The sequence below is a fragment of the Streptomyces sp. QH1-20 genome (assembly GCF_041283565.1).
In the GTDB taxonomy this organism is placed as follows: Bacteria; Actinomycetota; Actinomycetes; order Streptomycetales; family Streptomycetaceae; genus Streptomyces; species Streptomyces syringius.
The window spans coordinates 5,953,494-5,977,586 of record NZ_CP166299.1 but is presented as its reverse complement, the minus strand read 5'-3'; the positions used below and the strand labels follow the sequence as shown (position 1 = coordinate 5,977,586).

Annotated in this window: 23 protein-coding genes; 10 read left to right on the top strand and 13 right to left on the bottom strand. The window is 72.2% G+C overall.

What is annotated here, in order from left to right; translation table 11 throughout:
• The first annotated feature begins 210 nt into the window (after nucleotides 1-210).
• Nucleotides 211-744 carry a GNAT family N-acetyltransferase gene (locus AB8O64_RS27115; protein WP_370421850.1) on the top strand — a complete coding sequence of 178 codons (534 nt, stop codon included), beginning with the start codon at nucleotides 211-213 and terminating at the stop codon, nucleotides 742-744.
• A 25-nt stretch (nucleotides 745-769) separates the two neighbouring features.
• On the opposite strand, the gene AB8O64_RS27110 is transcribed toward AB8O64_RS27115, so the two are convergent.
• From AB8O64_RS27110 to AB8O64_RS27095, 4 genes are all read right to left on the bottom strand, one after another.
• Nucleotides 770-1,075, bottom strand: coding sequence for a hypothetical protein (locus tag AB8O64_RS27110; RefSeq protein ID WP_370421848.1), 306 nt, complete (start codon nucleotides 1,073-1,075; stop codon nucleotides 770-772).
• Entirely contained in the window at nucleotides 1,054-1,662 is a 609-nt protein-coding gene (locus AB8O64_RS27105; RefSeq protein ID WP_370421847.1) for a hypothetical protein, read from the bottom strand. Before AB8O64_RS27105 ends, AB8O64_RS27110 begins: the two co-directional genes overlap by 22 nt.
• Nucleotides 1,663-1,752: 90 nt before the next feature.
• Entirely contained in the window at nucleotides 1,753-3,003 is a 1,251-nt protein-coding gene (locus tag AB8O64_RS27100) for a helix-turn-helix domain-containing protein (protein ID WP_370421846.1), read from the bottom strand.
• Between the two features lie 109 nt (nucleotides 3,004-3,112).
• A complete protein-coding gene (locus AB8O64_RS27095; protein ID WP_370423978.1) occupies nucleotides 3,113-4,957 on the bottom strand; it encodes an NAD-binding protein in 1,845 nt (614 codons plus the stop codon).
• A 478-nt stretch (nucleotides 4,958-5,435) separates the two neighbouring features.
• Between AB8O64_RS27095 and AB8O64_RS27090 the strand changes: the two genes are divergently transcribed.
• From AB8O64_RS27090 to AB8O64_RS27055, 8 genes are read left to right on the top strand one after another with little or no spacing between them, the layout of a single operon-like run.
• Nucleotides 5,436-6,725, top strand: coding sequence for an ATP-grasp domain-containing protein (locus AB8O64_RS27090; RefSeq protein ID WP_370421845.1), 1,290 nt, complete (start codon nucleotides 5,436-5,438; stop codon nucleotides 6,723-6,725).
• A gap of 32 nt (nucleotides 6,726-6,757) precedes the next feature.
• The gene (locus tag AB8O64_RS27085; protein ID WP_370421843.1) at nucleotides 6,758-7,993 is read left to right on the top strand and encodes an NAD(P)/FAD-dependent oxidoreductase; all 1,236 of its coding nucleotides are present in this window, start codon (nucleotides 6,758-6,760) and stop codon (nucleotides 7,991-7,993) included.
• A gap of 12 nt (nucleotides 7,994-8,005) precedes the next feature.
• A complete protein-coding gene (locus AB8O64_RS27080) occupies nucleotides 8,006-9,445 on the top strand; it encodes a SidA/IucD/PvdA family monooxygenase (RefSeq protein WP_370421842.1) in 1,440 nt (479 codons plus the stop codon).
• On the top strand, nucleotides 9,442-10,776 hold the full coding sequence (locus tag AB8O64_RS27075) for a glutamine synthetase family protein (protein ID WP_370421840.1): 1,335 nt from the start codon (nucleotides 9,442-9,444) through the stop codon (nucleotides 10,774-10,776). Before AB8O64_RS27080 ends, AB8O64_RS27075 begins: the two co-directional genes overlap by 4 nt.
• Nucleotides 10,777-10,816: 40 nt before the next feature.
• Entirely contained in the window at nucleotides 10,817-11,290 is a 474-nt protein-coding gene (locus AB8O64_RS27070; protein ID WP_370421838.1) for a redoxin domain-containing protein, read from the top strand.
• Nucleotides 11,283-12,593, top strand: coding sequence for an MFS transporter (locus AB8O64_RS27065; protein ID WP_370421837.1), 1,311 nt, complete (start codon nucleotides 11,283-11,285; stop codon nucleotides 12,591-12,593). Before AB8O64_RS27070 ends, AB8O64_RS27065 begins: the two co-directional genes overlap by 8 nt.
• Nucleotides 12,590-13,861 (top strand): ATP-grasp domain-containing protein, encoded by a 1,272-nt coding sequence (locus tag AB8O64_RS27060; protein WP_370421836.1) that lies wholly within the window; start codon nucleotides 12,590-12,592, stop codon nucleotides 13,859-13,861. The genes AB8O64_RS27065 and AB8O64_RS27060 overlap by 4 nt, the downstream gene beginning before the upstream one ends.
• Nucleotides 13,858-15,255 (top strand): hypothetical protein, encoded by a 1,398-nt coding sequence (locus AB8O64_RS27055; RefSeq protein WP_370421834.1) that lies wholly within the window; start codon nucleotides 13,858-13,860, stop codon nucleotides 15,253-15,255. Before AB8O64_RS27060 ends, AB8O64_RS27055 begins: the two co-directional genes overlap by 4 nt.
• Nucleotides 15,256-15,325: 70 nt before the next feature.
• On the opposite strand, the gene kdpC is transcribed toward AB8O64_RS27055, so the two are convergent.
• From kdpC to AB8O64_RS27020, 7 genes are all read right to left on the bottom strand, one after another.
• The gene (gene kdpC, locus AB8O64_RS27050; RefSeq protein ID WP_370421832.1) at nucleotides 15,326-15,973 is read right to left on the bottom strand and encodes a potassium-transporting ATPase subunit KdpC; all 648 of its coding nucleotides are present in this window, start codon (nucleotides 15,971-15,973) and stop codon (nucleotides 15,326-15,328) included.
• A gap of 4 nt (nucleotides 15,974-15,977) precedes the next feature.
• Entirely contained in the window at nucleotides 15,978-18,095 is a 2,118-nt protein-coding gene (gene kdpB / locus AB8O64_RS27045; RefSeq protein ID WP_370421830.1) for a potassium-transporting ATPase subunit KdpB, read from the bottom strand.
• Entirely contained in the window at nucleotides 18,092-19,783 is a 1,692-nt protein-coding gene (gene kdpA / locus AB8O64_RS27040) for a potassium-transporting ATPase subunit KdpA (protein ID WP_356453727.1), read from the bottom strand. The genes kdpB and kdpA overlap by 4 nt, the downstream gene beginning before the upstream one ends.
• Before the next feature lie 8 nt (nucleotides 19,784-19,791).
• On the bottom strand, nucleotides 19,792-19,881 hold the full coding sequence (gene kdpF, locus AB8O64_RS27035; RefSeq protein WP_130881776.1) for a K(+)-transporting ATPase subunit F: 90 nt from the start codon (nucleotides 19,879-19,881) through the stop codon (nucleotides 19,792-19,794).
• A gap of 303 nt (nucleotides 19,882-20,184) precedes the next feature.
• A complete protein-coding gene (locus AB8O64_RS27030) occupies nucleotides 20,185-20,964 on the bottom strand; it encodes a DUF3710 domain-containing protein (protein WP_130881777.1) in 780 nt (259 codons plus the stop codon).
• A gap of 1 nt (nucleotide 20,965) precedes the next feature.
• Entirely contained in the window at nucleotides 20,966-21,463 is a 498-nt protein-coding gene (gene dut / locus AB8O64_RS27025) for a dUTP diphosphatase (RefSeq protein WP_130881778.1), read from the bottom strand.
• A complete protein-coding gene (locus AB8O64_RS27020) occupies nucleotides 21,463-22,047 on the bottom strand; it encodes a PaaI family thioesterase (protein WP_370421827.1) in 585 nt (194 codons plus the stop codon). Before AB8O64_RS27020 ends, dut begins: the two co-directional genes overlap by 1 nt.
• Nucleotides 22,048-22,106: 59 nt before the next feature.
• Between AB8O64_RS27020 and AB8O64_RS27015 the strand changes: the two genes are divergently transcribed.
• Nucleotides 22,107-22,550 (top strand): DUF3093 domain-containing protein, encoded by a 444-nt coding sequence (locus tag AB8O64_RS27015; RefSeq protein WP_370421825.1) that lies wholly within the window; start codon nucleotides 22,107-22,109, stop codon nucleotides 22,548-22,550.
• A 98-nt stretch (nucleotides 22,551-22,648) separates the two neighbouring features.
• Here AB8O64_RS27015 and AB8O64_RS27010 read toward each other — a convergent pair whose 3' ends face one another.
• Together AB8O64_RS27010 and AB8O64_RS27005 are read right to left on the bottom strand one after the other, a co-directional pair.
• Nucleotides 22,649-23,497 (bottom strand): hypothetical protein, encoded by an 849-nt coding sequence (locus AB8O64_RS27010; protein ID WP_370421824.1) that lies wholly within the window; start codon nucleotides 23,495-23,497, stop codon nucleotides 22,649-22,651.
• A 14-nt stretch (nucleotides 23,498-23,511) separates the two neighbouring features.
• Complete coding sequence (locus AB8O64_RS27005; protein ID WP_130881781.1) at nucleotides 23,512-23,808, bottom strand: DUF4193 domain-containing protein; 297 nt, start codon at nucleotides 23,806-23,808, stop codon at nucleotides 23,512-23,514.
• Between the last annotated feature and the right edge of the window lie 285 nt (nucleotides 23,809-24,093).

The following is a 24,093-nucleotide window of genomic DNA, read 5'->3' as shown; positions in this document are numbered from 1 at the left end:
GCGCGGGGTGCTCTCACATCAGGTATTGACGCAGTTCTGACGCCTTCCTCCCGTGACTTCCGCCGCTCGGCGGGGCGGGGCGTGATCGGGCACGGTCCGTCCGGGGGTGAGGGGATCGTGCCTAAATGACATGCAATCCGCTTCCCGGGGTGCGCACAATGACGCGGATCGGTTCCTAGCAACCCTCTGACGCCCTTGAGGACAATCCGAATGACCGATGTACGCACCGCGCACACCGCGGATCTGACCGACGCCGAATTGGCCGCGATCCGGACCCTGTTGGACGACGCCTTCGAGGGCGACTTCTCCGACGACGACTGGGACCACACCGTGGGCGGCGTGCACGCCCTCGTCCTGGACGCCGGCGAGCTGATCGGCCACGGCTCGCTGGTGCAGCGCCGCATGCTGCACGGGGGCCGCGCGCTGCGCACCGGCTACGTGGAGGGCGTCGCGGTCCGCGCGGACCGCCGCCGCCAGGGCCACGGCGCGGCGGTGATGGACGAGCTGGAGCGGGTCCTGCGCGGCGCGTACGAGCTGGGCGCCCTCAGCGCCTCGGACGACGCCGTGCCCTTCTACACCGCCCGCGGCTGGCAGATATGGCGCGGCCCGTCCGCCGTCATGTCCCCCACCGGCCTCGCACGCACCGAGGAGGACGACGGCGGCATCTACGTCCTGCCGGTCAGCGCGAAGATCGACCCGGACGCCGAGCTGGCCTGCGACTGGCGCCCCGGCGACGTGTGGTGAGCCGGCCCGTCGGGTGCCGGGCGTCCTACGCGGGCACGGCCTTCCACTGCTTGTCCAGGGAGTCGTCCCACTCGCCGTCACGACCGAACGACGCGGCACGGCAGCCGCGCGAGTAGTCGTCGTCGAGGTGCACCCAGGTGGCGTCCTCATCCGGGTCCTTGACGCTCGCGACGGGGAAGCGGCAGCGCTTGCACGTCGCGTGGCTGGTGCGCTCGCCCTGGTGCTCGATGAGCCCCTCGACGGCCTTCCGGACCTGGGCTATGGCCTCTTCGGCCGTGATCGCGGGGTCCTGAAAGACCGCTGCTTCCATCAGATGGAGCGCGAGCTGCATTCCGTGGTTCTTCTCTTCACGGTTACGGAGAATCCTGGCGGTATCGAGCATGAACGGAGTCTAGGCCGCGGTGCACGGATGTCAGCGCCCTTGCGAGAAAAGGCCGTTGTGACGCCTCGGGCGCCCTTGCGGCGCCCCGTTCCGACCCTCGGCCTCCGCACATCACCCGCCGCGCACAGGGCTTCCTCACCGTCCGGCGGGGTCAGTAGCCAGTGCGTGCCGGGCGGGTCGGCCCGGTGGGCCGCGGGGACCCCGAGGTAGCAGTCGGGGCCGAGGCATGCGCCCTCCGGGTCGGCCCAGTGCTCGGCGGTGCCGGGCGGCACCAGCGCGTAGTACCAACGGCGGGGAGGATCGACGATGACGGCACCGTCGATGCCCGCCCGGGCGAAAGCGCGCTCGACCGCGTCGCGGTCCGTTGACCGGGCGATGTGGTGGACGAGGTCGGCGGACAGCCGGACGGCTTCGAAGTGGAGTCCCGTACGGAGCACGGCCGGCTGATCCCGCGCCCATGCTTCCTTGGCCACCGACGGGTGCGTCTCCCTGGACACGAGCCAGCGGGCAGCGGGTACGTGGGCAAAGGTGTTCATGATCCCCCGGATCGTCGACGGGTTGCGATGCGATGACGACCGTAGATCCGGGTAAGCGAGCGAGGGGGCACAGTTTGTGCCCCCTTACCGCTAGGCCGCCAACATGCCGATCCGAACGCCGAGCTCCGCAGCCCGTCGGCGGCGCGCGGGGCTCTTGGCCTCGGCCTCCTCCAGGACGATGCGGCGGGCGTAGCCGTTGTAGCGCACGGTCTCGGGAGCGGCCGCGAACGCCTTGCTCAGACTGGCCAGGGCGGCATCGGGTTGGCCGTCGAGCTGGTAGCCGCGAGCCTCCTCGATCCGGTGACGGGCCCGGCGCGGCCGCGACGGGATGGTCGTGGCGTCCGCGGCCGCGACCTGCCGTACGGACTCCCGGCCCGCGTGCAGCTCCACTGCCACGGTCACCGCGTGCGCTCCCATGACGGCCCGAGAGAACGAGGTCACCGGGTGGTAGTAGTCCGCGGGCAGACGCTCGGCCATCTCCCGGGCCGTGTCCCAGTGACGCCAGGCGTCTCCCGCCTCGCCGCGTCGCGCGGCTGTGTACCCGGCTTCGAACTGCAGGGCCCCGGCAATGGCGAGCAGGTCGTCCGAGGCTTCGGACAACAGCGGCCGCAGAAATCGCAGGGTGCGCAGGTTCACCGCGTCGGCGGCGTCGTAATGGGAGGGGCCCGAGTCCCGGTGCGCCTGGGCCGTGAGCCAGGCGGCGATGCCGATGACGTGCGGATCACCGCTCTCGGCGGCGGCGACCATGCCGCGCTCGGCGACCCGCCACAGCAGGGCACTGTCCGGCTGGTAGGCGATGAAGAACTGCGCCAGGGAGTAGACCTCGGCGAGGACTGCCTGGGCCGCACGCCGCTGGACGCCACTGTCCGCCTGCCGGGCGGCGAGCTGGGCGTCGCTGATGAGATCGGGCAGCAGCCGGCCGACGACCTCGCGGTGGTTCGGCGCCGAGTGCCGCGCCTGCCACGCCCGGGCCAGACGGGCCCGCAGATGCGCGGGCGGCGGTGCCTCACCCGTAGTGGCCGGAGGGAAGCAGTCGACGGCGGCCCGCACCGCGGGCAACCGCTCGTGCCCAGGGCCGACGAACAGAGCGGAAGGCGTGGTCGCGTCGCCGGTGAGCTCGGCGAGATTACCGACGCGCAGCGCCTCGGCAATGCGAAGGATCATGCTCAGTTTCGGGGCCTGGAGCCGCCCGTTCTCGATCTGTTTCACCCGGGACGGGGACATGCCCAGAAGCCCGGCGAGCACGTGCCGGGGCATGCCACGGCGGGTGCGCAGCAGTTGCACGCGTTGGCCGAACGCCAACGGCTCGATGTACGGATCGGGGGTAGCGTCAGTCGGCACGGTCTCGCCTCTCCCTGAGCAGCCGGTCACTGCCAGCGTAGAGGTCGAGCCGAGGACTGCCTTGCCCTGTCGCGGAGTTGGGGCGAGAAGTCGGCCGCCGCGCGGCAGCTCAGCGCGCCCCCGCGCGGGGGCGCGGGCCGCGGCCCAGGAGGTCGGCCAGGCCCTGGCGGGTGGCGGCCAGGACGACGCGGTCCTCGGGGCGCAGGACGTGGCCGGGCGGGGGGTCCCAGAGCGGAGCGGGGTGGGGGTCCGTGGGGTTCGGGGCCAGGGCGAGCAGCTGCCAGGCTCCCGGTTCGACCGCCTCGGCCACCGTGCGGCCGCGCAGGGCGCTGTGGGCTCCGGCCTCCAGGACGGCGACGAGGATCACCTTGCGCTCCACGGGGACCGCACCCTGGATCTGACGGCCCATCATCGCCATGGCGAAGGCGGGCGCGACCAGGTAGGAGACGCTGCGGCTGCGGGTCCACGCCTGGGGGTGGGAGTCGCGCAGGGTGCGGTAGACGGCTTTGGCGAACCGGTCCTCGTACAGCCGCATGACGGCGCGGACGTCGGGCCTGACCGAGCGGGCGTACAGGACCGCTTCCAGATTGGTGACGTCGCTGCTGGTCAGCGCCATCAGCGTGCGGCTCTGGCCGATTTCGGCGGCCTCCAGCACGCCTTCCTCCGTGACGTCGCCGATGACGGTGGGCACGCGCAGCGAGCGGGCGAGCGCGACGCCGCGGGCCTGTGGGTCGCGTTCCACGCAGACCACCGGGATGTCCAGCTCGCGCAGCCGGGCCAGCACCCGGGTGCCGATCTTGCCGAGGCCGAGCAGCACCACATGGCCGGAGAGGCCGCGTGGCGGGCGGCGCAGCGCGGAAGCGGAGCGGAAGGTGCCGAGGCCCTCCAGGGCGGCGGCCACCAGCAGGGGAAGGAGCAGCAGGCCGGTGAGCCCGGAGAGGAGTTGGAGGATCTGGCGGCCGAGGGGCTCGCCGACGGCCGGGTCGTTGATGGCGAAGAGGTCGAGGAGCGAGAGGTACGCGGCGTGCGGCGGGTCCTCGTCGGAGACCAGCCAGGAGGCGACGGCCAGTCCGCAGACGGCGGCCGCCAGGCAGATCAGCGCCCAGCGCAGCCGACGCGAGAAGAAGGAGCCGAGCGGCAGGCCGCGGGAGGTGAGACGGGTGGGCGGCTGCGGCGGGGGTGCGTAGCGGACGGTCTCCAGGACGATCCGGCCCCGCCCGGTGGCGGATCGTTCCTCCTGTGCGCCGGGCAGCATGACGGGCCCCGCGTCGGAGCCCGGGGCGGGGAGCAGGGCGAGGGTGCGGGTGCCCGATGGTGTGCTCGCGCCGGGGCGCAGGGGCGGTCTCTCGACGGCCCGCAGGAACAGCCCGCCCGCTTCGATGACCTTGCTGTGTCCGGAGACGGCCACGGCGACCAGGGCGGGGGCCGCGGTGTCGGCGTCCGACAGGACCGTGGTGGTGGCTTCGGCGGGAGTGCCCCCGGCCTCGCCCGTGACCACCTGGGCGGCCTGGTCGAGGAGTTCCTCCAGGTACTGGCCGAGGCGGCGGTTGTAGAGCCGGATGACCAGACGCAGCCGGGGGTTGACGCGACGGGCCCGCAGGGCCGCGTGGATGTTGGTCTCGTCGTCGTCATAGACCAGGGCGAGGGCGGCGGCCCGGTCGACCCCGGCCTCGGCGAGCGCCTCGTCGTCGGGCTCGGCGGCCTCCACGATCCGTACGAGAGCGCCGGGCGCGCCGAGCGGACCCGTGGCTCCGGCGGTGCCGTTGACGCCGGAGGCGCGGCCGACGGCACCGGTCACCCGCCCGAGGAGCGTGGCGGCCCGGCCCGCCGCGGCGGCCGGCCGGGGCCGCCCGTCGCGGGCGGGCGGCAGGACGACGGTGACGCGCTCGCCGTAGACGCCGGAGAGTTCGGCCGCGAGCCGGTGGACGAGTCCGTCGTCGCCGCAGACCACCATGTGCGGTGCGGCGGGGTCGGCTTGGGGCTGGGGAGGGAAGGAAGCCACGTCCCCAGAGTGCCCTGGCGTGATCGAACGCACAGCTGAATTCGCGAGATGTGACGATCATTCGGGCCGGTCGACGGCCAGGCCCTTCCCCCTCGGGAGCATCGCCACACCCGGATGAACTCCAGGTGAACCCCAGGTAGCCGTGCGCCAGCGGAACGTCAGCCAAACGTTAGCGGCGAGCCCCAGAGTCATACATGCCTGCAGGTCAGGCGCAGATCGCCACCGAACCAGGCGTCTGCCGCACCATCACGCTCAAGGGAATTCCCATCCTTACGTTCCACCACCGCACCACCTTGCTCGCCGCCGAGACCACCGCCGTGCCCGCTCCGGCCCTCGTCCCTTCGGCACGGCCGCACATCGCGCACCCCTCTCGCCCTGACCACCGCGGGCGCCGTCGATGACCTCCCCTGAACGAAACGAAAGTTGGGCAATGGACGCGAAAGCCCTCCTGTTGCTGGTCCGCGTGGGCTGCTTGCGTGAACAGGCACTGACCTCCTGGACCACCCGGACGGATATCGGGCTGGCCGTGGCGGAGAGTGCCACCGCGGCCTATCTGAGACTGGCGGAACAACAGATTCCGCTCTCCCCGGAGCGCCCTGCCGAGGAGATGTACGAAGCCTGCCGGGCCGCCCTCGCGGCGGCGCCGGGTGAGAAGGGGGTCATCGGATTCCTCGACTCCACCCTCCCGCTCGTGGCCCGGCTCGCCGAGGAGTTCGGCCTGCCGGGGTGCTCGCCGAGCACGCTCCGGAACCTCACGGACAAGACCTGGGCCCGTGAGCGCTTCGCGGAGTGCGGGGTGCCGGGCCCGCGCTTCCGGGTGCTCGACGCGACCGTCACCGACCCGGCGGACCGACGGGCCGCCGTCGACGGTCTGACGTTCCCCCTCATCGTCAAGCCCGCCGACTCCTCGGCCGGGCGCGGCGTGGTCCGGGCCGGCGACGCGGGTGAACTCGACGCGGCCTGGGAGACGGCGGCGCCGTTCACCAAGACCGGCAGCCTCCTCGCCGAGGAGGAACTGATCGGTGCGGAGATCAGCGTCGAGACGGTCACCGTCGGCGGCCGCACCGTCGTCGTGGCCTGCACCGAGAAGCTGAGCACCCGGGGCGAGTCGTTCGTCGAGCTCGGCCAGGCCGTGCCGGCCCGGCTCTGCGGGGCGTCGCACGCCGAGGTCTCCCAGACCGCGGCGGCCGCGCTGAAGGCCGTCGGCTACGACCACGGCATCGCGCACACCGAGATGATCCTGACCGCCGACGGCCCCCGGATCATCGAGGTCAACCCCCGGCCTGCCGGTGACTGCATTCCGGACCTCGTCCGGCTCGCCGGCGGGGTGGACGTCTACGGCATCGCCGCGGACCTCGCCCTGGGCCGGGAGGTCGATACCGACGCCCTCGCCCGGAGCGCCTTCACCTCGGGCGCGGCGATCCGCTTCCTGACCGGCGAGCCCGGCGTGGTCCGGCGCGTCGACGGGGTCGCCGAGGCGTCCGCCCGGCTCGACCCCGCGCGCGAGCGGCTGGTGCTGCTGACCCGGCCCGGCGACGTCGTCGAACCGGTCACCACCAATCTGCACCGTCTGGGCTATGTCATCGCCGTGGGGGCCGACACGGCGACCGCCGTCGAGCGGGCCGAGCGCCTCGCCGCGATGGTCTCGGTCGTCACCTCCCCGGCCGCCCCCGGCGAGCCCCCCGCCCGCCGGCTGCCCAGCTCGGAGTGCTGGACCTGATGGCTGCCGACGACATCCCGACAAGGACTTCCATGCGATCTGCTGATTCCTACTGGCTGGACACCGGACCGGGCTGGACCGGAAGCAACGCGGCACTGCCGCGGCGCACCGGCGTCTGTGTGCTCGGTGCCGGTGTGATGGGCTCGACGCTCGCCTACTGGCTGGCCAGGGCCGGGCTGCGGCCGCTGGTGCTGGAGCGCAACCCCGGCCCGGCCATGGGCTCCTCCGGCCGTAACGCCGGACGGCTGATCCAGGGCGGCAACGCCCAGCACGCCCTCGCCATCGAGAAGTTCGGGCATGCCGAGGCGCTGGCCATCTACCGGGCCACCCTCGTCAACCGCGACCTGGTGCGCGAAGTGGCCGCGCGGGAGGGGCTGGAGGCGACCCGCTTCCCCACCGCCAAGCTCGACCTCGCCGTCCGCGAGGACGAGGCCGCCGAACTGCGGCGGACCGCCGAGGCCCTGCGGGCGGACGGCATCACCGCCGACTGGCTGGACCTCCCGGCGGCGCGCCGGGTGTTCGGCACCGACCTCCCGGACACCGTCCTGGGCGGCCTGTACCGGCCGGACCAGGACGCGGTCCACTCCGTGGCCTACGTCCGGGGCGTGGCGGACGCGGCGGCGCGCCACGGCGCGGAGTTCGCGTGCGGCATCACCGTGACGTCCGTGGAGGCGGTGTACGGCGGCGGGTGGGTCGTCACCACCGACGCCGGTCAGGTGCTCGCGGACCAGGTGGTCGTCGCGCTCAACGCCTGGACGCCCCGGCTGCTGCCGGAGCTCGCTCCGGTCATCACCCCGGTGCGCGGCCAGCTGGTCCAGACCGCCCCCGTGTCCTTCCGCATTCCGCAGTGGGGGCTGGACCGTGGTCTCGTGTACGGCGGGCAGGCCCCGGACGGCTCGCTGCTCATCGGCGGTCTGCGCAACACCGTCCCGGGCCGTGACGAGGGCATCGATCTGCCGGAGGACGACAACACCCCGGCGTTCTCGCCCGAGCTGGCCGGCCGGCTGGCCGAGGCCCTTCCCGCGCTGCTGCCGGAGGCCACCGGCGTGCCGGTGGTCCGGGCGTGGAGCGGCGTCATGGCGTTCACCCCGGACCGCTGCCCGCTGGTCGGCGCCTGGCCGGGTACCGAGGGTCTGTGGGTGATGGCCGCGTTCAACGGCCACGGCATGCCGTACTCGCAGGTCATGCCGGAACAACTGGCGGAGCGGATCCGCGGCGGGCAGGGGAACGGGATACCCTCCGCGTTCGATCCTGCCCGTTTTCTCTGAGCAGGAGCGACCATGTCACAGTCATCAACGCTTTCCCCGGCCCCCGCGGCCGGGAACCGGAGCACCATCGGCAGCGGTGGCGCTCCCCTCCTGGTGATCGGCGCGGGTCCCAAGGCCGTCGCCCTCGCCGTGAAGTCGAGTGTGCTGCGCGCCGTCGGCTTCGACGTCCCCGAGGTCGTGGCGGTCGAGCGGGACCGCACGGCCGCCAACTGGCTGGCGGGGCGGGGCTGGACCAACGGCAGACAGCGGCTCGGCACCCTCCCCGAGAAGGACCTCGGCTTTCCCTACGACTGCACCGCCTGGGGAGAGCCCCGGGATCCGGTCACGGGTGAGATCGCCCGCCGGATGGCCGGCTTCAGCTGGGCCAGTCATCTGCTCGACCAGGGGTTGTACGCGCGCTGGATCGACCGCAGCCGGCCCCAGCCGAGCCACCGGGAGTGGGCCGGCTATCTGCAGTGGGCGGCCGAACGGGCGGGCCTGCGCACGGTCGCCGGGGAGGTCCGGGCCGCCGAACTGCTGGACGGCGGCTGGAGCCTGACCGTCGACGACGGGACCGCGGACCTCACGGTGCGCGGCTGCGGCCTCCTGGTCTCCGGGCCGGGCCCGGCCGCGGGCGTGCTGCCGGCCGACGGGGCCCGTGTGCTGGACACCGCGGGCTTCTGGCGACTCGCCGTGGAGGGCTTCCCGGCGTGGGCCCGGACCGTGGTCGTGGTGGGGGCGGGTGAGACCGCGGGCACGATCGTGCGGGAACTCGCCCTCGGGCAGGACCGCAAGGTCACCGTCGTCGCTCCCCGGGCCACGCTCTACAGCCGGGGCGAGAGCCCCTTCGAGAACCGCTACTACAGCGACCCCACCGGCTGGGCCGGCCTGTCCGAGGCGGACCGGCAGGAGTTCATCCGCCGCACCGACCGCGCGGTCTTCTCGCAGGAGATACAGAGCGATCTCGCGCTGACCACCAACGTCTCCTGGGAGCCGGGCCGCGTCATCGGTACGCGGCCCGCCGACGACGCAGACGACCAGGTGGCCGTGGAGATCGCGTACGGCGGGCAGCACCGGACACACCGGGCCGACCTGGTCGTCGACGCGACCGGCGGCGACCCGCTGTGGTTCACCCGGCTGCTCGGCCCCCGGGCCGAGGACGCGCTGTGGGCCGCCCTCGGCGGGGCCGTGACCCGCGAACGCGTCGAGCGGTCCATCGACACCTCCCTCGCGGTGGCGGGCCTGCCCGCACCGCTGCACCTGCCGAACCTGGCCGCCCTGGCACAAGGCCCGGGCTTCCCCAACCTGAGCTCTCTCGGCCTGCTCTCCGACCGGGTGCTGGCCCTGTACGCCCCGGGCGTGCGCACCGACGACACCGCGGTGGCCGCGGACCGGCCCGGCCACCGCACGGCCGAGCGGGTCACCGCCTCCGGCCTGAACCGCATGGACACCTGGGGAGCCGTACAGCGATGACCGCATCTTCACCGAACACCCGCCTCGTCCAGGACGTCGACTTCGTCCAGTTGCTCTTCACCGACATCGCCGGACGCCTGAAGACCCTGGAGATCCCCGCCGCCCGCTGGGCCGAGGTGCGCGACGGCGGCTGGACCCTCGACGGGTCCGTGCTGCTGGGCTACGGCGACCCGGAACACAGCGATCTGCGCCTGGTTCCCGACCCGTCGACGTATGTGCGGCGGCCGTGGACCACGGTGTCCGGGCGCACCGTCGGCATGGTCTTCTGCGATGTCCTGGACACCGCCGGCCGGCCGTTCGCCGCGGACCCCCGCGCGGTGCTGCGGCAGGCGGTCCGGGCGTCGGAGGCCCGCGGGCAGCGTCCCGTCTTCGGGGTCGAGGCCGAGTTCTACCTCCTGCGGCCCGGCACCCCCGGCAGTGCGGGAGAGCCGGCCGACGGTGCCGGCTACTGGGACGTGAGCGTCGACGAGCAGGCCGACGAGGTCTGCCGGGACATCGCCGAGGCCCTGGCGGCGATGGACTTCACCGTCGACGGGCACCACCACGAGGTGTGCGCGGGCCAGCGCGAGCTCGTCTTCCGCCACGGTGACGCACTGGCCACCGCGGACCGGCTCTTGCTGCTCAAGCACACGGCGCGGGTCATGGCCCGCCGACGCGGTATGTCCGCCGTTTTCATGCCCAAGCCGCTCGCCCATCTCTACGGCAACGCCCTGCACGTCCACGTGTCCCTGGAGGGCACCGGGGCAGCGGCCGGGGCCCTGTTCCACGACGGCACGGACGCGGACGGCATGTCCGCGCTTTTCCGCAGCTCGCTCGCCGGCGTGCTGGACCACGCGCCCGCGCTGACGGCCCTGGGCAACCCGACCGTCAACTCCTACAAGCGGCTCGTGCCCGCCTCCGGCACTCCGGTGCACCGCAGTTGGGCCCGGCACAACAGGTCCACGGCCTTCAAGGTCGTCGGGGACAACGCGGTGCCCCGCTCGGTGCGGCTGGAGATGCGCAGCCCCGACCCGGCGGCCAACCCCCATCTGCTCTTCGCGGGCGTACTCGCCGCGTTCGCCGACGGCCAGGACCGCGATCTGCAGCTGTCCGAGGCGTGCGAGGAGCCGGCCGACCTGCTGACCCCGGACGCCCTCGCCACCCGCGGCATCCTGCCGCTGCCCACGGATCTCCCGTCCGCGCTGCGGGCCCTGGAGGAGGACGGCACCATCCGCGGCGCTCTGGGTGAGCTCGCCGCCGATGCCCTCGTCCGCAACTCGGCCGCCGACTGGGCGGCATGGCACCGTCTCGTGACCCCGTGGGAGATCGAGCGGTACGCCGAGTCCGTCTGACCGCGCCCTTCCCCGCATCTTTGACCTCGAGGAATCCTCCATGCACATCACCGCCCTGACGACCGAAGGCCCGACGCCCGTTCCCTCCCCCGGCCACCGGTGGACCGCGTTGTTCTTCATCACCGAGCCGGGCATCGGCGAGGTCCTTCCCGAGCTGGCCGGTTGCACGACCGGGCTGTGCTCGGTGCGCGACGACGCGGCCCGCCTCGCGCGGGCCGATGTCCGGGTGCTGGGCGTCAGCGCACACGCCCCGGGCCATCTGGCCGCGTTCGCGGCAGAGCGCGAGCTGGGGTATCCGCTCGTGGGCGACGGCGAGCTGACGCTCGGCCGGGCGCTCGGCGTTCCCCTGGTGACAGCCGGCGACCGCACGCTGTTCGCCCGCGCCGCGGTGATCCTCGACCGTGCGGGCACCGTGCGAGCCGTGCTGCACCAGGTGCCCGACCCCGCGCGCCACGCGGAACTCGTCCTGGAGAAGGTCGCCGAGCTCGAAGCCGACGAGAGTGACCGTGCCTGACGCGAAAGCGGTACGGGGCGGCCGGATCCGCGCGCTGCTGCCGGCCCCCGGGGCGCCCCGCGCACTGGCCCTCTCCACCCTCGTCGGGCAGACCGGCAGCGGTCTCTTCCTGCCGGTCAGCGCGCTGTTCTTCACCCGCTCGGTGGGGCTCGCCCCCACCGAGGTGGGGATGGGGCTCGCGGTCGCCGGTCTGATCGGGCTGGCCGCCGCCGTCCCCATCGGGCGGATCGCGGACCGTTTCGGGCCGAGAGGCACGTACGCCGTCACGCTGCTCGGCCAGGCGGCGGCCACCGCCTCGTTCGCCCTGGTGCACTCCCTCTGGGCGTTCGTGCTGGTCAGCACGGTCGCCGCGCTCGCGCAGCGGGGAGGCAACGCCGCCCGGGGCGCCGTCATCGGCAATGTGGGCACGGGCGAGGAACGGGTCAGGCTGCGCGCGGTGCTCAAGTCGGTGACCAACATCGGCTTGAGCCTCGGCACCGCCCTCGCCGCCCTCGCCCTGGCCGCCGATTCCCGCTCCGCCTATCTCGCGGTGGTCTTCGTCAACGCCGCGAGCTATGTGTGCGCCGCACTGCCCCTGCTGCGTGTGCCACCGGCCGAGGCGGTTTCGCACAAGGGGGGCGCCGGTGGCGGACCGTCCGCCCCGCCGCGCCGCGCGGTGCTGCGCGACCGGCCCTACACCCTGGTCACCGTGTTGTGCGGGATCACCAGCATCCACTACGACGTGCTGTCCCTGGCTCTGCCGCTGTGGATCGCCGGGCACAGCGCCGCCCCGCAGTGGAGCATCTCCGCCGTCATCATGGCCAACACCGTCCTGGTCGTCCTCCTCCAGGTCCCCTTCTCGCGGGGCACGGGGGTGGTGCCCACCGCGGCCGCCGCGGTGCGCCGCTCCGGTTGGGTGCTGTGGGCCGGCTGGGCGGTGATCGCCTGCACCGCCTTCACCGACTCCGCGCCGGTGTCCGTGCTGCTGCTCGTCGCGGGCATGGTGCTGCACACCGCCGGCGAACTGTGGCAGTCGGCGGGCAGTTACGGGCTCAGTTACGAACTCGCCCCGGCGGGCTCGCACGGCGAGTACCAGGGCTTCTTCTCGCTCGGCCGGGGAGCCACCGCGGCGCTGGCCCCCATGGTCGTCACCACCGTGTGCCTGGCCGACGGCCCCGACTGGCGGCCCGTCTCCGGGTGGCTGCTGCTCGGCCTCGTCGTCGCGGCGGCTTCCGCCGCCGTGCCCCCGGCCGCCCGCCGGGCCGAACGCGCCGCCGCCGCGCACCTCATCCCCACACCCCTACCCGTACGGGAGACAGCATGACCGCCTTCTCGTCCGCACCCGCGGTACCTGTGCCGGCCGGAGCGCACCAGCGGGGCCCGTCGGTCCTGGTCCTCGGTGGTGGCACCCGGCTGCCCAAGGCCCTACGGGGTCACGGCATGCACGTCGTCTACGGCGGTACGCCCGACGAGTTCACCCCCGCGCACCGCGACGCCTGTGACGAGGCGTGGCTCCTCGACGGCTCGGAGGACGACTGGGTCAGCAGGGCGGTGGCGCTGCACCAGGTGGTCCCGCTGCACCGCGTGGTCACCGTGCGGGAGCGCTTCCTGACGACTGCCGCCCGGATCGGTGACGCTCTCGGCCTCGGCGGCAATCCGCTGGACACCGTTCGGGCGCTGAAGGACAAGTCGCTGATGCGGCTGCGCGCCGAGTCCCTCATGGAACAGGGCGCCGTACGGGCGCGGTTGATGCACACGCCCGGCGACGTCGACGCGTTCGTGGCCCGGGTCGGCCTGCCCGTGGTCCTCAAGCCGCGTGACGGCTCCGGGAGCGAGGACATCGCGATCGTCCGTGACGAGGACGCCGTCCGCTCCGCGCGACAGCGGGTCCACGCCCTGCCGGGGGTCCTGCTCGCCGAGGAGTTCCTGGACGGGCCGGAGTTCAGCGTCGAGACGTTCACGGACGAGGGGCGGCACCGGATCCTCGCCCTCACCGAGAAGTTCACCGCGGCGGGCGCCGTCGAGGTCGGCCATGTCGTACCCGCCCGGATCGGCGCGGACGACCGCGCGGCGTTGGAGGAGGCGACCCGCCGGTTCCTCGACGGAATGGGTTTCGTCGAAGGGCCCGCCCACACCGAGCTCATCCTCACGGCGAACGGGCCCCGCGTCGTGGAGTCGCACAACCGTCCCGGTGGCGACGGCATCGTGGACCTCGTCCGCCACGTCAGCGGCGTCGACATCCGGGATCTCCTGGCGGCCCGGATCGCCGGCGCCGAGCCTCCCGCCCCTGCCGCGGACCCGGCGGGCGCCGCCGCGACCTGGTTCCTGACCGCCGCCCCCGGTGTCGCCACCGAGGTCTCCGGCTGGGAGGCGGCCGCGGCTCAGCCGGGCGTCGTGTCCGTGGCTCCCGGAACCCGGGTCGGGGACACCGTGTCCCCCTTGCGCGGATCCGGTGACCGGTGCGGCTCGGTGACCGCGGTGGCCGCGACGCCCGACGAGGCGCTGAGGCGGGCCCGCGGCGCGCTCGCGCTCGTCACCCTGCGCACCACCCCCTCCGCCCAGCCCAGCACCGAGAGCCGAGAAGGCCGATGAGCACTGCCGCCCTCCCCTCCCCCGCCGTCCGGAACTCCCTGACCGGGCGGTATCTCGCCTCTCCCGCCGGTACGGGCGCAGTGTGGCCCAAGTCCCCGGACCAGGCCCGGCTCAAGGCTGTGCACGGCGCGCTGGAGGACCGTTTCCTGACCCGCCCGGCCTTCCTGGAGGCCGCGGAGACGGACCTCCTGGAGAGCGACCTGAACGGCGTGCTGGACCTGCTGTTCTCCTTGCCCGACCGGCTCTTCGGCGGCGACGCGCACGCCTTCGCCGCCGCGGTGGGGCTGCGCCCCGAACAGGCGCGGATCGCCCTGCGGCCCCCCGTCCCGGAGCCCGCCAGGATCGGCCGCGCGGACCTCTACCACGACGGAACGGGCTTCCGGCTGCTGGAGTTCAACATCAGCAGCGCGCTCGGTGGCTTCGACACCCCCGAACTCAACCGGCTGCTGCTGGAGGACGAGAGGCTGGCCGACTTCGCGGCGGCGGAGGACCTGACCTTCCCCGACGCCGTCGGCGCGCTCGCCGATTTCCTGCGCGCGACGGCGGAGAACGCCGGAGCCGGTGCCAGCACCCCCACGGTCGCGCTCATGGACTGGTGGCCCGGGTACCGCAAGACGGAACCGAAGATCCGCGCGCTGGCCGCGCTGCTGGAGCGGTACGGCATCGAGGCCGTCCCCTGTCACACGGGCCAAGTGCGGGAGAGCGGCGGCCGGATCACGGTCGACAGCCGCCCTGTCGACGTCGTCCACCGCTACTTCACCCTCGGCGAGCTGACCGCCGACGCCGCCTCCCTCGCCCGGGCCGAGGAACTCCTCGACGCCTTCGCGCGGTGCGGTACGCCGGTGCTGTCCCCGCTGCGCACCTCCATGCACGGCAACAAGCGGGCGCTGGCCATGCTGTGGGAGGAGCGCTGCCACCACACCTACGACCGGTCCGAACGGGCCCTGGTCGAGCGGTTCCTGCCCTGGACGCAGGAGCTGCGGCAGGGCCCCGCCTCGGTCCGCGGAGAGAAGGTGGACCTGCTCGCGTACTGCGCGCGACGCCGCGAGGACCTCGTCCTGAAGCCCTCGCACGGTCTCGGCGGTGTCGGCACCGTGCTCGGCCGGAGCGTCGGCGACCAGGAGTGGGCGCAGGCCCTGTCCCGGGCGGCGGAGGGCCGGTACGTCGTCCAGGAACTGGTCACCCCCAGCCCGGAGGAGTTCCCTGACACGAGCGCGAACGGGCGCTCCCCCTGGGCGCTCAACTGGGGTGCGTTCCTCATCGGCCGGCAGTACGCGGGCGCGTTCCTGCGGGGCCTGCCCACCGACCGGGCCGACGTGATCTCCTACGACAACAAGGCCCACGCCGGCTGCGTCTTCCAGGCCCCCCGCCCGGCCCCGCGGCCCGCGCCCTGACCGAAGCCGTACCGACGCGTAGGGGCCGACAGCTTCCGCTGTCGGCCCCTACGCGTCGTTTCCCGCCGTCCTACGAGGTGGCGAGCTTCCGCAGCGCGATGTTGAGCTTGAGCACGTTGACGCGCTCGTTGCCCATGAACCCCAGGACGCGGCCGTCCGTGTGGTCCTCCACGAGCTTGCGGACCGCGGCCGCCGGCAGGCCGTTGGCCTTGGCGACGCGCTCGGCCTGGAGGCGGGCGTACTCCGGGGAGATGTCCGGGTCGAGGCCGGAGGCGGAGGCGGTGAGGGCGTCCACGGGGACCGACGACGGGGAGACGCCGTTGAAGGCGGCGACGTCCGCGCGGCGCTGCTCGACGCTGGTCAGCAGGACCTTGCTGTCGGCGGCGAGGTTGGAGGCGCCGGACACCAGGATCTTGTACCGGGTGTTCTCGGTGTTGGCGCCGGCCGCCGAGGCGCGCGGCTGGAAGAACTTCGGGTCGGGCAGCGGGTTTCCGTCCTTGTCCTTCGTGTCGAGGTCGTAGCGCTGGCCGAGCCGCTCGGAGCCGACGGACCTGCCGCCGGCCTTCACCTCCGAGCCGTTGGCCTTGTCGTGGAAGACGGCCTGGGCCACCCCGGTGACGACCAGCGGGTAGATCACGCCGCAGACCAGCGTGAGGACGAGCAGGGCCCGTAGCCCCGCCCCCACCACGCGGAACGTACTGCTTACGGAGTTGTTCATGACGTCACCCGATGCCAGGGATGAGGGAGATGAGCAGGTCGATGATCTTGATGCCGATGAAGGGCGCGATCAGCCCGCCCAGCCCGTAGACGGTGAGGTTGCGCCGGAGCATGCTGTCCGCGCTCATCGGCCGGTAGCGCACACCCTTGAGGGCGAGCGGCACCAGCGCCACGATGACCAGCGCGTTGAAGATGACCGCCGAGAGGATCGCGGACTCGGGCGAGGCCAGCCCCATGATGTTGAGCTTGTCCAGGCCCGGGTAGACCACCGCGAACATCGCCGGGATGATCGCGAAGTACTTCGCGACGTCGTTGGCGATCGAGAAGGTGGTGAGCGCCCCACGGGTGATCAGGAGCTGCTTGCCGATCTCGACGATCTCGATGAGCTTGGTGGGGTCGGAGTCCAGGTCCACCATGTTCCCGGCCTCCTTGGCGGCCGAGGTACCGGTGTTCATGGCCACGCCCACATCCGCCTGCGCCAGCGCCGGGGCGTCGTTGGTGCCGTCGCCCGTCATCGCGACGAGCTTGCCGCCGGCCTGCTCGCGCTTGATGAGGGCCATCTTGTCCTCGGGGGTGGCCTCGGCGAGGAAGTCGTCCACGCCCGCCTCTTCGGCGATGGCCTTGGCCGTCAGCGGGTTGTCGCCCGTGATCATGACGGTCTTGATGCCCATGCGGCGCAGCTCGTCGAACCGCTCCCGCATGCCCTCCTTGACGACGTCCTTGAGGTGGATGACACCGAGGACGCGGGCTCCCCTGTCGTCCTCGAGTGCGACGAGCAACGGCGTGCCACCCGCCTGGGAGATCTCCTCGGTGAGCTTTTGGGTGTCCTCGGCGACCCGGCCGCCGCGCTCCTCGACCCAGGCGACGACCGAACCGGTCGCGCCCTTGCGGACCTTCCTGGCCACTCCGTCCTGGACGACGTCCACACCCGACATCCGGGTCTGGGCCGTGAAGGGCACCCACTCGGCGCCGACGAGCTCGCCCTCGTGCCGCTCGCGCAGGCCGTACTTCTCCTTGGCGAGGACGACGATCGAGCGGCCTTCCGGGGTCTCGTCGGCGAGCGACGAGAGCTGGGCGGAATCGGCCACCTCGGCGGCCGTGGTGCCCTTGACCGGGACGAACTCGGCGGCCTGGCGGTTGCCGTAGGTGATGGTGCCGGTCTTGTCGAGCAGCAGTGTGGAGATGTCACCGGCCGCCTCGACCGCGCGCCCGGACATCGCCAGCACATTGCGCTGGACGAGCCGGTCCATGCCCGCGATGCCGATCGCGGAGAGCAGCGCGCCGATGGTCGTGGGGATCAGACAGACCACCAGGGCGGCGAGCACGATCATCGACTGCTCGGCGCCCGCGTAGATCGCGAACGGCTGGAGGGTGACGACGGCGAGCAGGAAGACGATGGTGAGCGAGGCGAGCAGGATGTTGAGCGCGATCTCGTTCGGCGTCTTCTGGCGGGCGGCGCCCTCGACCAGATTGATCATCCGGTCGATGAAGGTCTCGCCCGGCTTCGTCATGATCTTGACGACGATGCGGTCGGACAGCACCTTCGTACCGCCGGTGACCGCGGACCGGTCACCGCCGGACTCGCGGATGACCGGCGCCGACTCGCCCGTGATGGCGGACTCGTCGACGCTCGCGACGCCCTCGACGACGTCACCGTCGCCGGGGATGATGTCGCCGGCCTCACAGACGACGAGGTCGCCCACGCGCAGCTCGGTGCCGGGCACCGACTCCTCGACGCCGCCGCTGAGGCGGCGGGCGACCGTGTCGGACTTGGCCTTGCGCAGGGTGTCGGCCTGGGCCTTGCCGCGGCCCTCGGCGACGGCCTCGGCGAGGTTGGCGAACAGGACGGTCAGCCACAGCCAGACGGTGATCGCCCAGCCGAACCAGTCACCGGGGTCCTTGACCGCCAGCACGGTGGTGACCACCGAGCCGATGAGGACCACGAACATGACGGGCGACTTGACCATCACCCGCGGGTCGAGCTTGCGGAACGCGTCGGGCAGCGACTTGACCAGCTGCGCCGGGTCGAAGAGGCCACCGGAGACACGTCCGTGCTCCTCGGAGCCCGACGTGCTCGCCTCGGTCTCCTCGGGGGCGGTACGTACAGGGGTGGTCGTGCTCATGAGAGTCCCTCCGCCATCGGGCCAAGGGCCAGTGCCGGGAAGTAGGTCAAGCCGGTGATGATGAGGATCGCGCCGACGAGCAGCCCGGCGAAGAGCGGCTTCTCGGTGCGCAGGGTGCCCGCGGTCTCGGGCACCGGCTTCTGCTCGGCGAGCGAGCCCGCGAGCGCCAGGACGAACACCATCGGCAGGAAGCGGCCGAGCAGCATGGCGAGGCCGATCGTGGTGTTGTACCAGGGGGTGTTGGCGTTGAGGCCGCCGAAGGCGGAGCCGTTGTTGTTGGCGCCGGAGGTGAAGGCGTAGAGGACCTCGGAGAAGCCGTGCGCCCCGCTGCCGTCCACCGAGTTGGCCGCGGTGTTCAGCATGGAGCCGGGCGGCTCGGACAGCGCCATGGACAGGGCGGTGAAGCCGAGCACGAGCGTCGGGGTGATGAGGATGTAGCACGCGGCGAGCTTGATCTCACGGGTGCCGATCTTCTTGCCGAGGTACTCGGGCGTACGGCCGACCATCAGGCCGGCGATGAACACCGCGATGATCGCCATGACGAGCATGCCGTAGAGGCCGGAGCCGACGCCGCCGGGCGCGATCTCGCCGAGCATCATGCCGAGCAGGGTGATGCCGCCGCCGAAGCCGGTGAAGGACGAGTGGAAGGAGTCCACCGCGCCGGTCGAGGTCAGCGTAGTGGCCACGCCGAAGATCGCGGAGCCGCCGATGCCGAAGCGCTGCTCCTTGCCCTCCATCGCACCGCCGGCCGCTTCGAGCGCGGCGCCGTGGCCCGCGAACTCGGTCCACATCATCAGGGCGGTGAAGCCGAGCCAGATGACGCCCATCGTGGCGAGGATCGCGTAGCCCTGCTTCACGTTGCCGACGAGCTTGCCGAAGGTCCGGGTCAGGGCGAACGGGATGACCAGGATCAGGAAGACCTCGAAGAGGTTGGTGAAGGCGTTCGGGTTCTCGAAGGGGTGCGAGGAGTTGGCGTTGAAGTAACCGCCGCCGTTGGTGCCCAGCTCCTTGATGACCTCCTGCGAGGCCACGGCTCCGCCGTTGACCTGCTGGGTGCCGCCGGTGAGTTGGCCGATCTCGTGGATGCCCGCGAAGTTCTGGATCGCGCCGCAGGCGACCAGCACCAGCGCGCCGACCACGGAGATCGGGATCAGGATGCGGACGGTACCGCGCACCAGGTCGGCCCAGAAGTTGCCCAGCTCGCCGGTGCGGGAGCGGGCGAAGCCCCGGACGAGCGCGACGGCGACGGCTATGCCCACGGCCGCGGAGACGAAGTTCTGTACGGCCAGGCCGAGCGTCTGCACGGCGTGGCCCATGGCCTGCTCACCGGAGTACGACTGCCAGTTGGTGTTGGCGACGAACGAGGCGGCGGTGTTGAAGGCCTGGTCCGGGCTGATCGCGGTGAAGCCGAGCGAGACCGAATCCGGCAGGATCCCCTGAATCCGCTGGAGCAGATAAAGGAAGAGCACGCCGACGAAGGAGAAGGCCAGAACGCCGCGGAGATAGGCGGGCCAGCGCATTTCGGCGTTGGGGTCGGCGCCGATCGAGCGGTAGATCCACTTCTCGACGCGCAGATGCTTCTCGGAGCTGTAGACGCGGGCCATGTAATCGCCCAGCGGGCGATAGACCAGGGCCAGCGCCGCGACCAGGGCGGTGAGCTGGAGGACTCCGGAAAGAACGGGGCTCATATCTGCGCTCAGAACCTCTCCGGGAAAACGAGGGCGAGGATCAGGTAGCCCAGCAGGGCGACGGCCACGACCAGACCGACGACGTTCTCGATGGTCACAGCTTCGTCACCCCCTTGGCGACGAGAGCCACCAGCGCGAAGACCGCGATCGTGGTGACGACGAAGGCCACGTCGGCCATCGTGTGCTCCTAGAGGGTTCGGATATGAACGGACCTCTAGAGGAAACCTCTCCGATCGCCCCACGAAGGGTCCGTTGACGCCTCCCTTACGGCCATTAGCGCGCCCTTGACGAGATTCATACGCCCGTCGCGTGGACCTGCGAAAACGACGCTGGGCCGCAACCCCGGAAAGGGGTTGCGGCCCAGCGGAACGACCTGATCCAGCCGCTTGACGAGCGTTTTCTCAGCGGATCTCGGAGATTTCCGGGCCACGCTGGAGGCGGTCCACGCCGCCCGCGAAGCGCGAACTCTCGGGCTCCTCCTGCTGCAGGCCCTCGGCCACCATCTGCGCGTCGTCCGGCAGGTTCAGCACGATGGGGTCGCGGGGCGCCATCGGGGAGTCGCCGCGGACGACGACGGTGTCCAGGAAGATCTGCTCCAGCAGCCCGGCGGTCTGCGGCTGCACCGCGCCCTGGCCGGAGATCACACCGCGCAGGAACCAGCGCGGTCCGTCACAGCCGACGAAGCGCACCAGCTGTACGCCGTTGGTCCCGTCCGGCAGCGTCACCGGCACCTGGGCCCGCAGCTCCCAGCCGAGCGGCCCCTGGACCTCGTCCACGACACCGCCCTGCTGGGTGATGCCGCTCGCGATCTCGTCCCGTACCTCGTGCCAGATGCCCTCGCGCTTGGGGGCGGCGAAGGCCTGCAGCTGCACGGCGCTGTCGCGCAGCACCACGGTCGCGGCGACGATCGCGTCACCGGCGACCTCGACCCGCAGCTCCATGCCCTCGACCCCGGGCACGAACAGTCCGCCCAGGTCCACCCGGCCCTCGCCGGGCTCCCGGACCTCCGCGATGTCCCACGGCCCGTCGGGGCGCGGCTCCGGCTCCAGCCGGACCCGGGTCTCGGCCGCGGTGTCCTGTGCGGACTCGTCGGCGAGGGAGTCCTCAGCCGACTCCTCGGAGGTCACACCGTCGACCTGGTCGACGGCGTCCTCGCTCTGCTTGCGGCGACGACCGAACACGTCACTGTCCTTCCCGGTCGCGGGCGACCGAAGCGAATCCATTCCCCACGGCAGCGTGGCCACCGGTGGACCCGAAGCCCCCTTCGGCCCGCGCCGAGCCGGGAAGCTCCGCCACCTCGTGGAAGCGGACCTTCTCGACCTGCTGGACAACCAATTGGGCGATGCGGTCGAACCGCTCGAACCGCACGCTCTCGCGCGGGTCCAGATTGACCACAATCACCTTGATCTCTCCACGGTACCCGGCATCGATGGTCCCCGGGGCATTGACCATGGAGACCCCGCACCGGGCAGCGAGTCCCGAACGCGGGTGCACGAAGGCGGCGTACCCGTCCGGCAGTGCGATGGAAACCCCGGTGGGGAGCGTCATCCGCTCGCCAGGGGCCAGCACCGCGGCCTCGGTGGTGACGAGATCACAGCCGGCGTCGCCGGGGTGGCCGTACGCGGGAATCGGCACCTCCGGGTCCACTCGGCGGATCAACACGTCAAGGGGACTGCGCATCACGGGTTCACCTCGAAAGCTCGCGCGACCTTCACCTGGTCGGGGTCGGCCAGAGCGGCCTTGATCTCGGCCGGGCGGCCGTTCTCGATGAAGTGGTCGATCTTGACCTCGACGAACATCGCGTCCGCGCGGACCGCGACGGGCCCCTCGGGGCCGCCGATCCGGCCGGTGGCCGTGCAGTAGATCTTGCGGCCGTGCACCGCGAGCACCTCGGCGTCCAGATACAGCACGGTGCCCACGGGGACGGGACGGACGAAGTCCGTCTCCAGGCGGCCGGTCACCGCGATCACCCGCAGCAGCCAGCCCAGCGCGCCCAGCGTCTCGTCCAGCGCCGTGGCCAGCACTCCGCCGTGCGCGAGACCGGGTGCGCCCTGGTGGGCCTCCTTGACCCGGAACTCGGCCGTGACCCGCACGCCCTCGCCGGCCCGCGTCTCGAGGTGCAGGCCGTGCGGCACCGCGGGGCCGCAGCCGAAGCAGTACTCGTAGTGCGACCCGATGGTCTCTCCGGGCGCGGGGGCATCGGGGTGCCGCACCGGCGGCCCGGCGTCGTCCGGGGGCGTCAGCGCTGTCGTTCTTCCACTCACAGGGGCTGACCTTACCCGCGCCGGGGGCACCCGGTCCCGGCCGTGCCAAGCTTGGGCTTATGCAGCCTTACGAAGAACGCCTGACCGCGCCCCGTTCCTGGTGGTTCATCGCGGTTCTCGTCGGGATCGCCATGGGGCTGATCCTGCTGCCGCTGGGCAAGCTGCCGCTGCTGTGCGGCCTGGTCGGCGGCGGCGCCCTGGCGACCGTCGCGGTCAGCTCCTACGGGTCGGCGCGGATCCGGGTGGTCGGCGGCTCGCTGATCGCGGGCGACGCGCGGATCCCCGTCGAGGCGCTGGGGGAGCCGGAGGTGCTGGACGCGGAGGAGGCCCGCGCCTGGCGGACGCACAAGGCCGACCCCCGCGCCTTCATGCTGCTGCGCGGTTACGTCCGCACCGCGGTGCGGATCGAGGTCGTCGACCCGGCCGACCCCACCCCGTACGTCTATCTCTCCACCCGCTCCCCCGAGCGTCTGGCCGCCGCCCTCACCGCCGTTCGGGCCTGAGGGCCCCGCCGGGCCGGCCGGGACGGTCCCACGACCGCCCCGGAAGGGCCCCAGGGGCCCGGCTGGCGGGCGGAGGGCGGCTCGACGGCCCGGGAGGGTCACCCCGCCCCGGGATGCTCCTGGGCAGGCGGCAGACCGGTCCGCCCGGCGTCGGGCAGCGCGTCCCAGGGCACCTGCTTGGTCCGCAGGTCCTTGCGTACCTTCTGGGCGAGCTTCTTGGTGTCACGGCGGTTCATCGCCGCGCCGACGGCCGCGCCGATCATGAAGGGCGTGAGGTTCGGCAGATTGCGGAACGTGCGCTTGAGGACCTGCTGGCGCAGCTCGCGCCGCAGCTGGCCGCCGAGGGCGGCGTTGAGGGTCGTAGGTGAGGTCACGTCGATGCCGCGCTCCTCGGCCCAGGCGGCCAGATAGGCCGTCGCCCGCTGGCGCGTGGTGCCCGGCGCCCGGACGCCGTAGACCTCGTGGAGCTCGGCGATGAGCTTGAACTCCACGGCGGCGACGCCGACGATCTCGGTCGCCAGCTCGGCGGGCATGGCGGGCGGCACCGGCAGCATCGCCGCCGCGCCGACGCCGGCGCCCACGGTGGACGTGCCGTTCGCGGCACCGGCCACCAGTTTGTCGGCGAGCTGCTCCGGGCCGAGGCCCGGGAACTGCTCGCGGAGGGTCGCGAGGTCGCGCACCGGGATGCGCGGGGCGTTCGCGATGATCCGTTCGGCGACGGCGGTCAGACCCGCCCTCGCCCCCCGGCCGCCCTTCTTGGCCCCACGGCCGACCGCGGCCGCGAGCGAGGCCGTGCGGCCCCGCTCCACGCTCGCGTCGACCGCTGCACCGACTGCACCGGCTTCACCCGGTGCGGCCGCGTCCTGCCGCGCGACGCCCTCGGCCGGCCCGTTGGTCAATTCGGGCTGCCGGGAGCGTCGCTTCCAAAACGGGGTCGAGCCTGCCATGGCAGACCCGATCCTCAGTCGCAGTCGCGGCAGATCGGCTGGCCGTCCTTCTCGCGGGCCAGCTGACTGCGGTGGTGCACGAGGAAGCAGCTCATGCACGTGAACTCATCGGCCTGCCGGGGCAGGACCCGGACGGACAGTTCCTCATTGGAAAGGTCCGCGCCGGGCAGCTCCATGCCCTCGGCGGACTCGAACTCGTCGACGTCGACCGTCGACGCGGACTTGTCGTTCCGCCGGGACTTGAGTTCCTCGATGCTGTCCTCGTTGACGTCATCGTCGGTCTTGCGTGGGGTGTCGTAGTCCGTTGCCATGTCGCTCTCCCCCTCTGGGTGTCTGCGGTGTCTCCAGCGCACGTAACGCGTGAGAGGCCGGACTTGTGCCCGACCTGAGGCGGAGATTTTGCCTCACATCAAGGTCTGTTACTCAATCGACACCCAACCGCACACCTGAAGAGGTGATGGGGATGGATGGCGAACGGGACCGTACACGGTCCGGACGACGCATGCGGATGCGCCATCACCTGTACTTCCCGTGATCAGGACCCCCGGAAACCCCCATTTTTCCGGCGTTCCGGCAGCCTGATCGATCACGGAGAG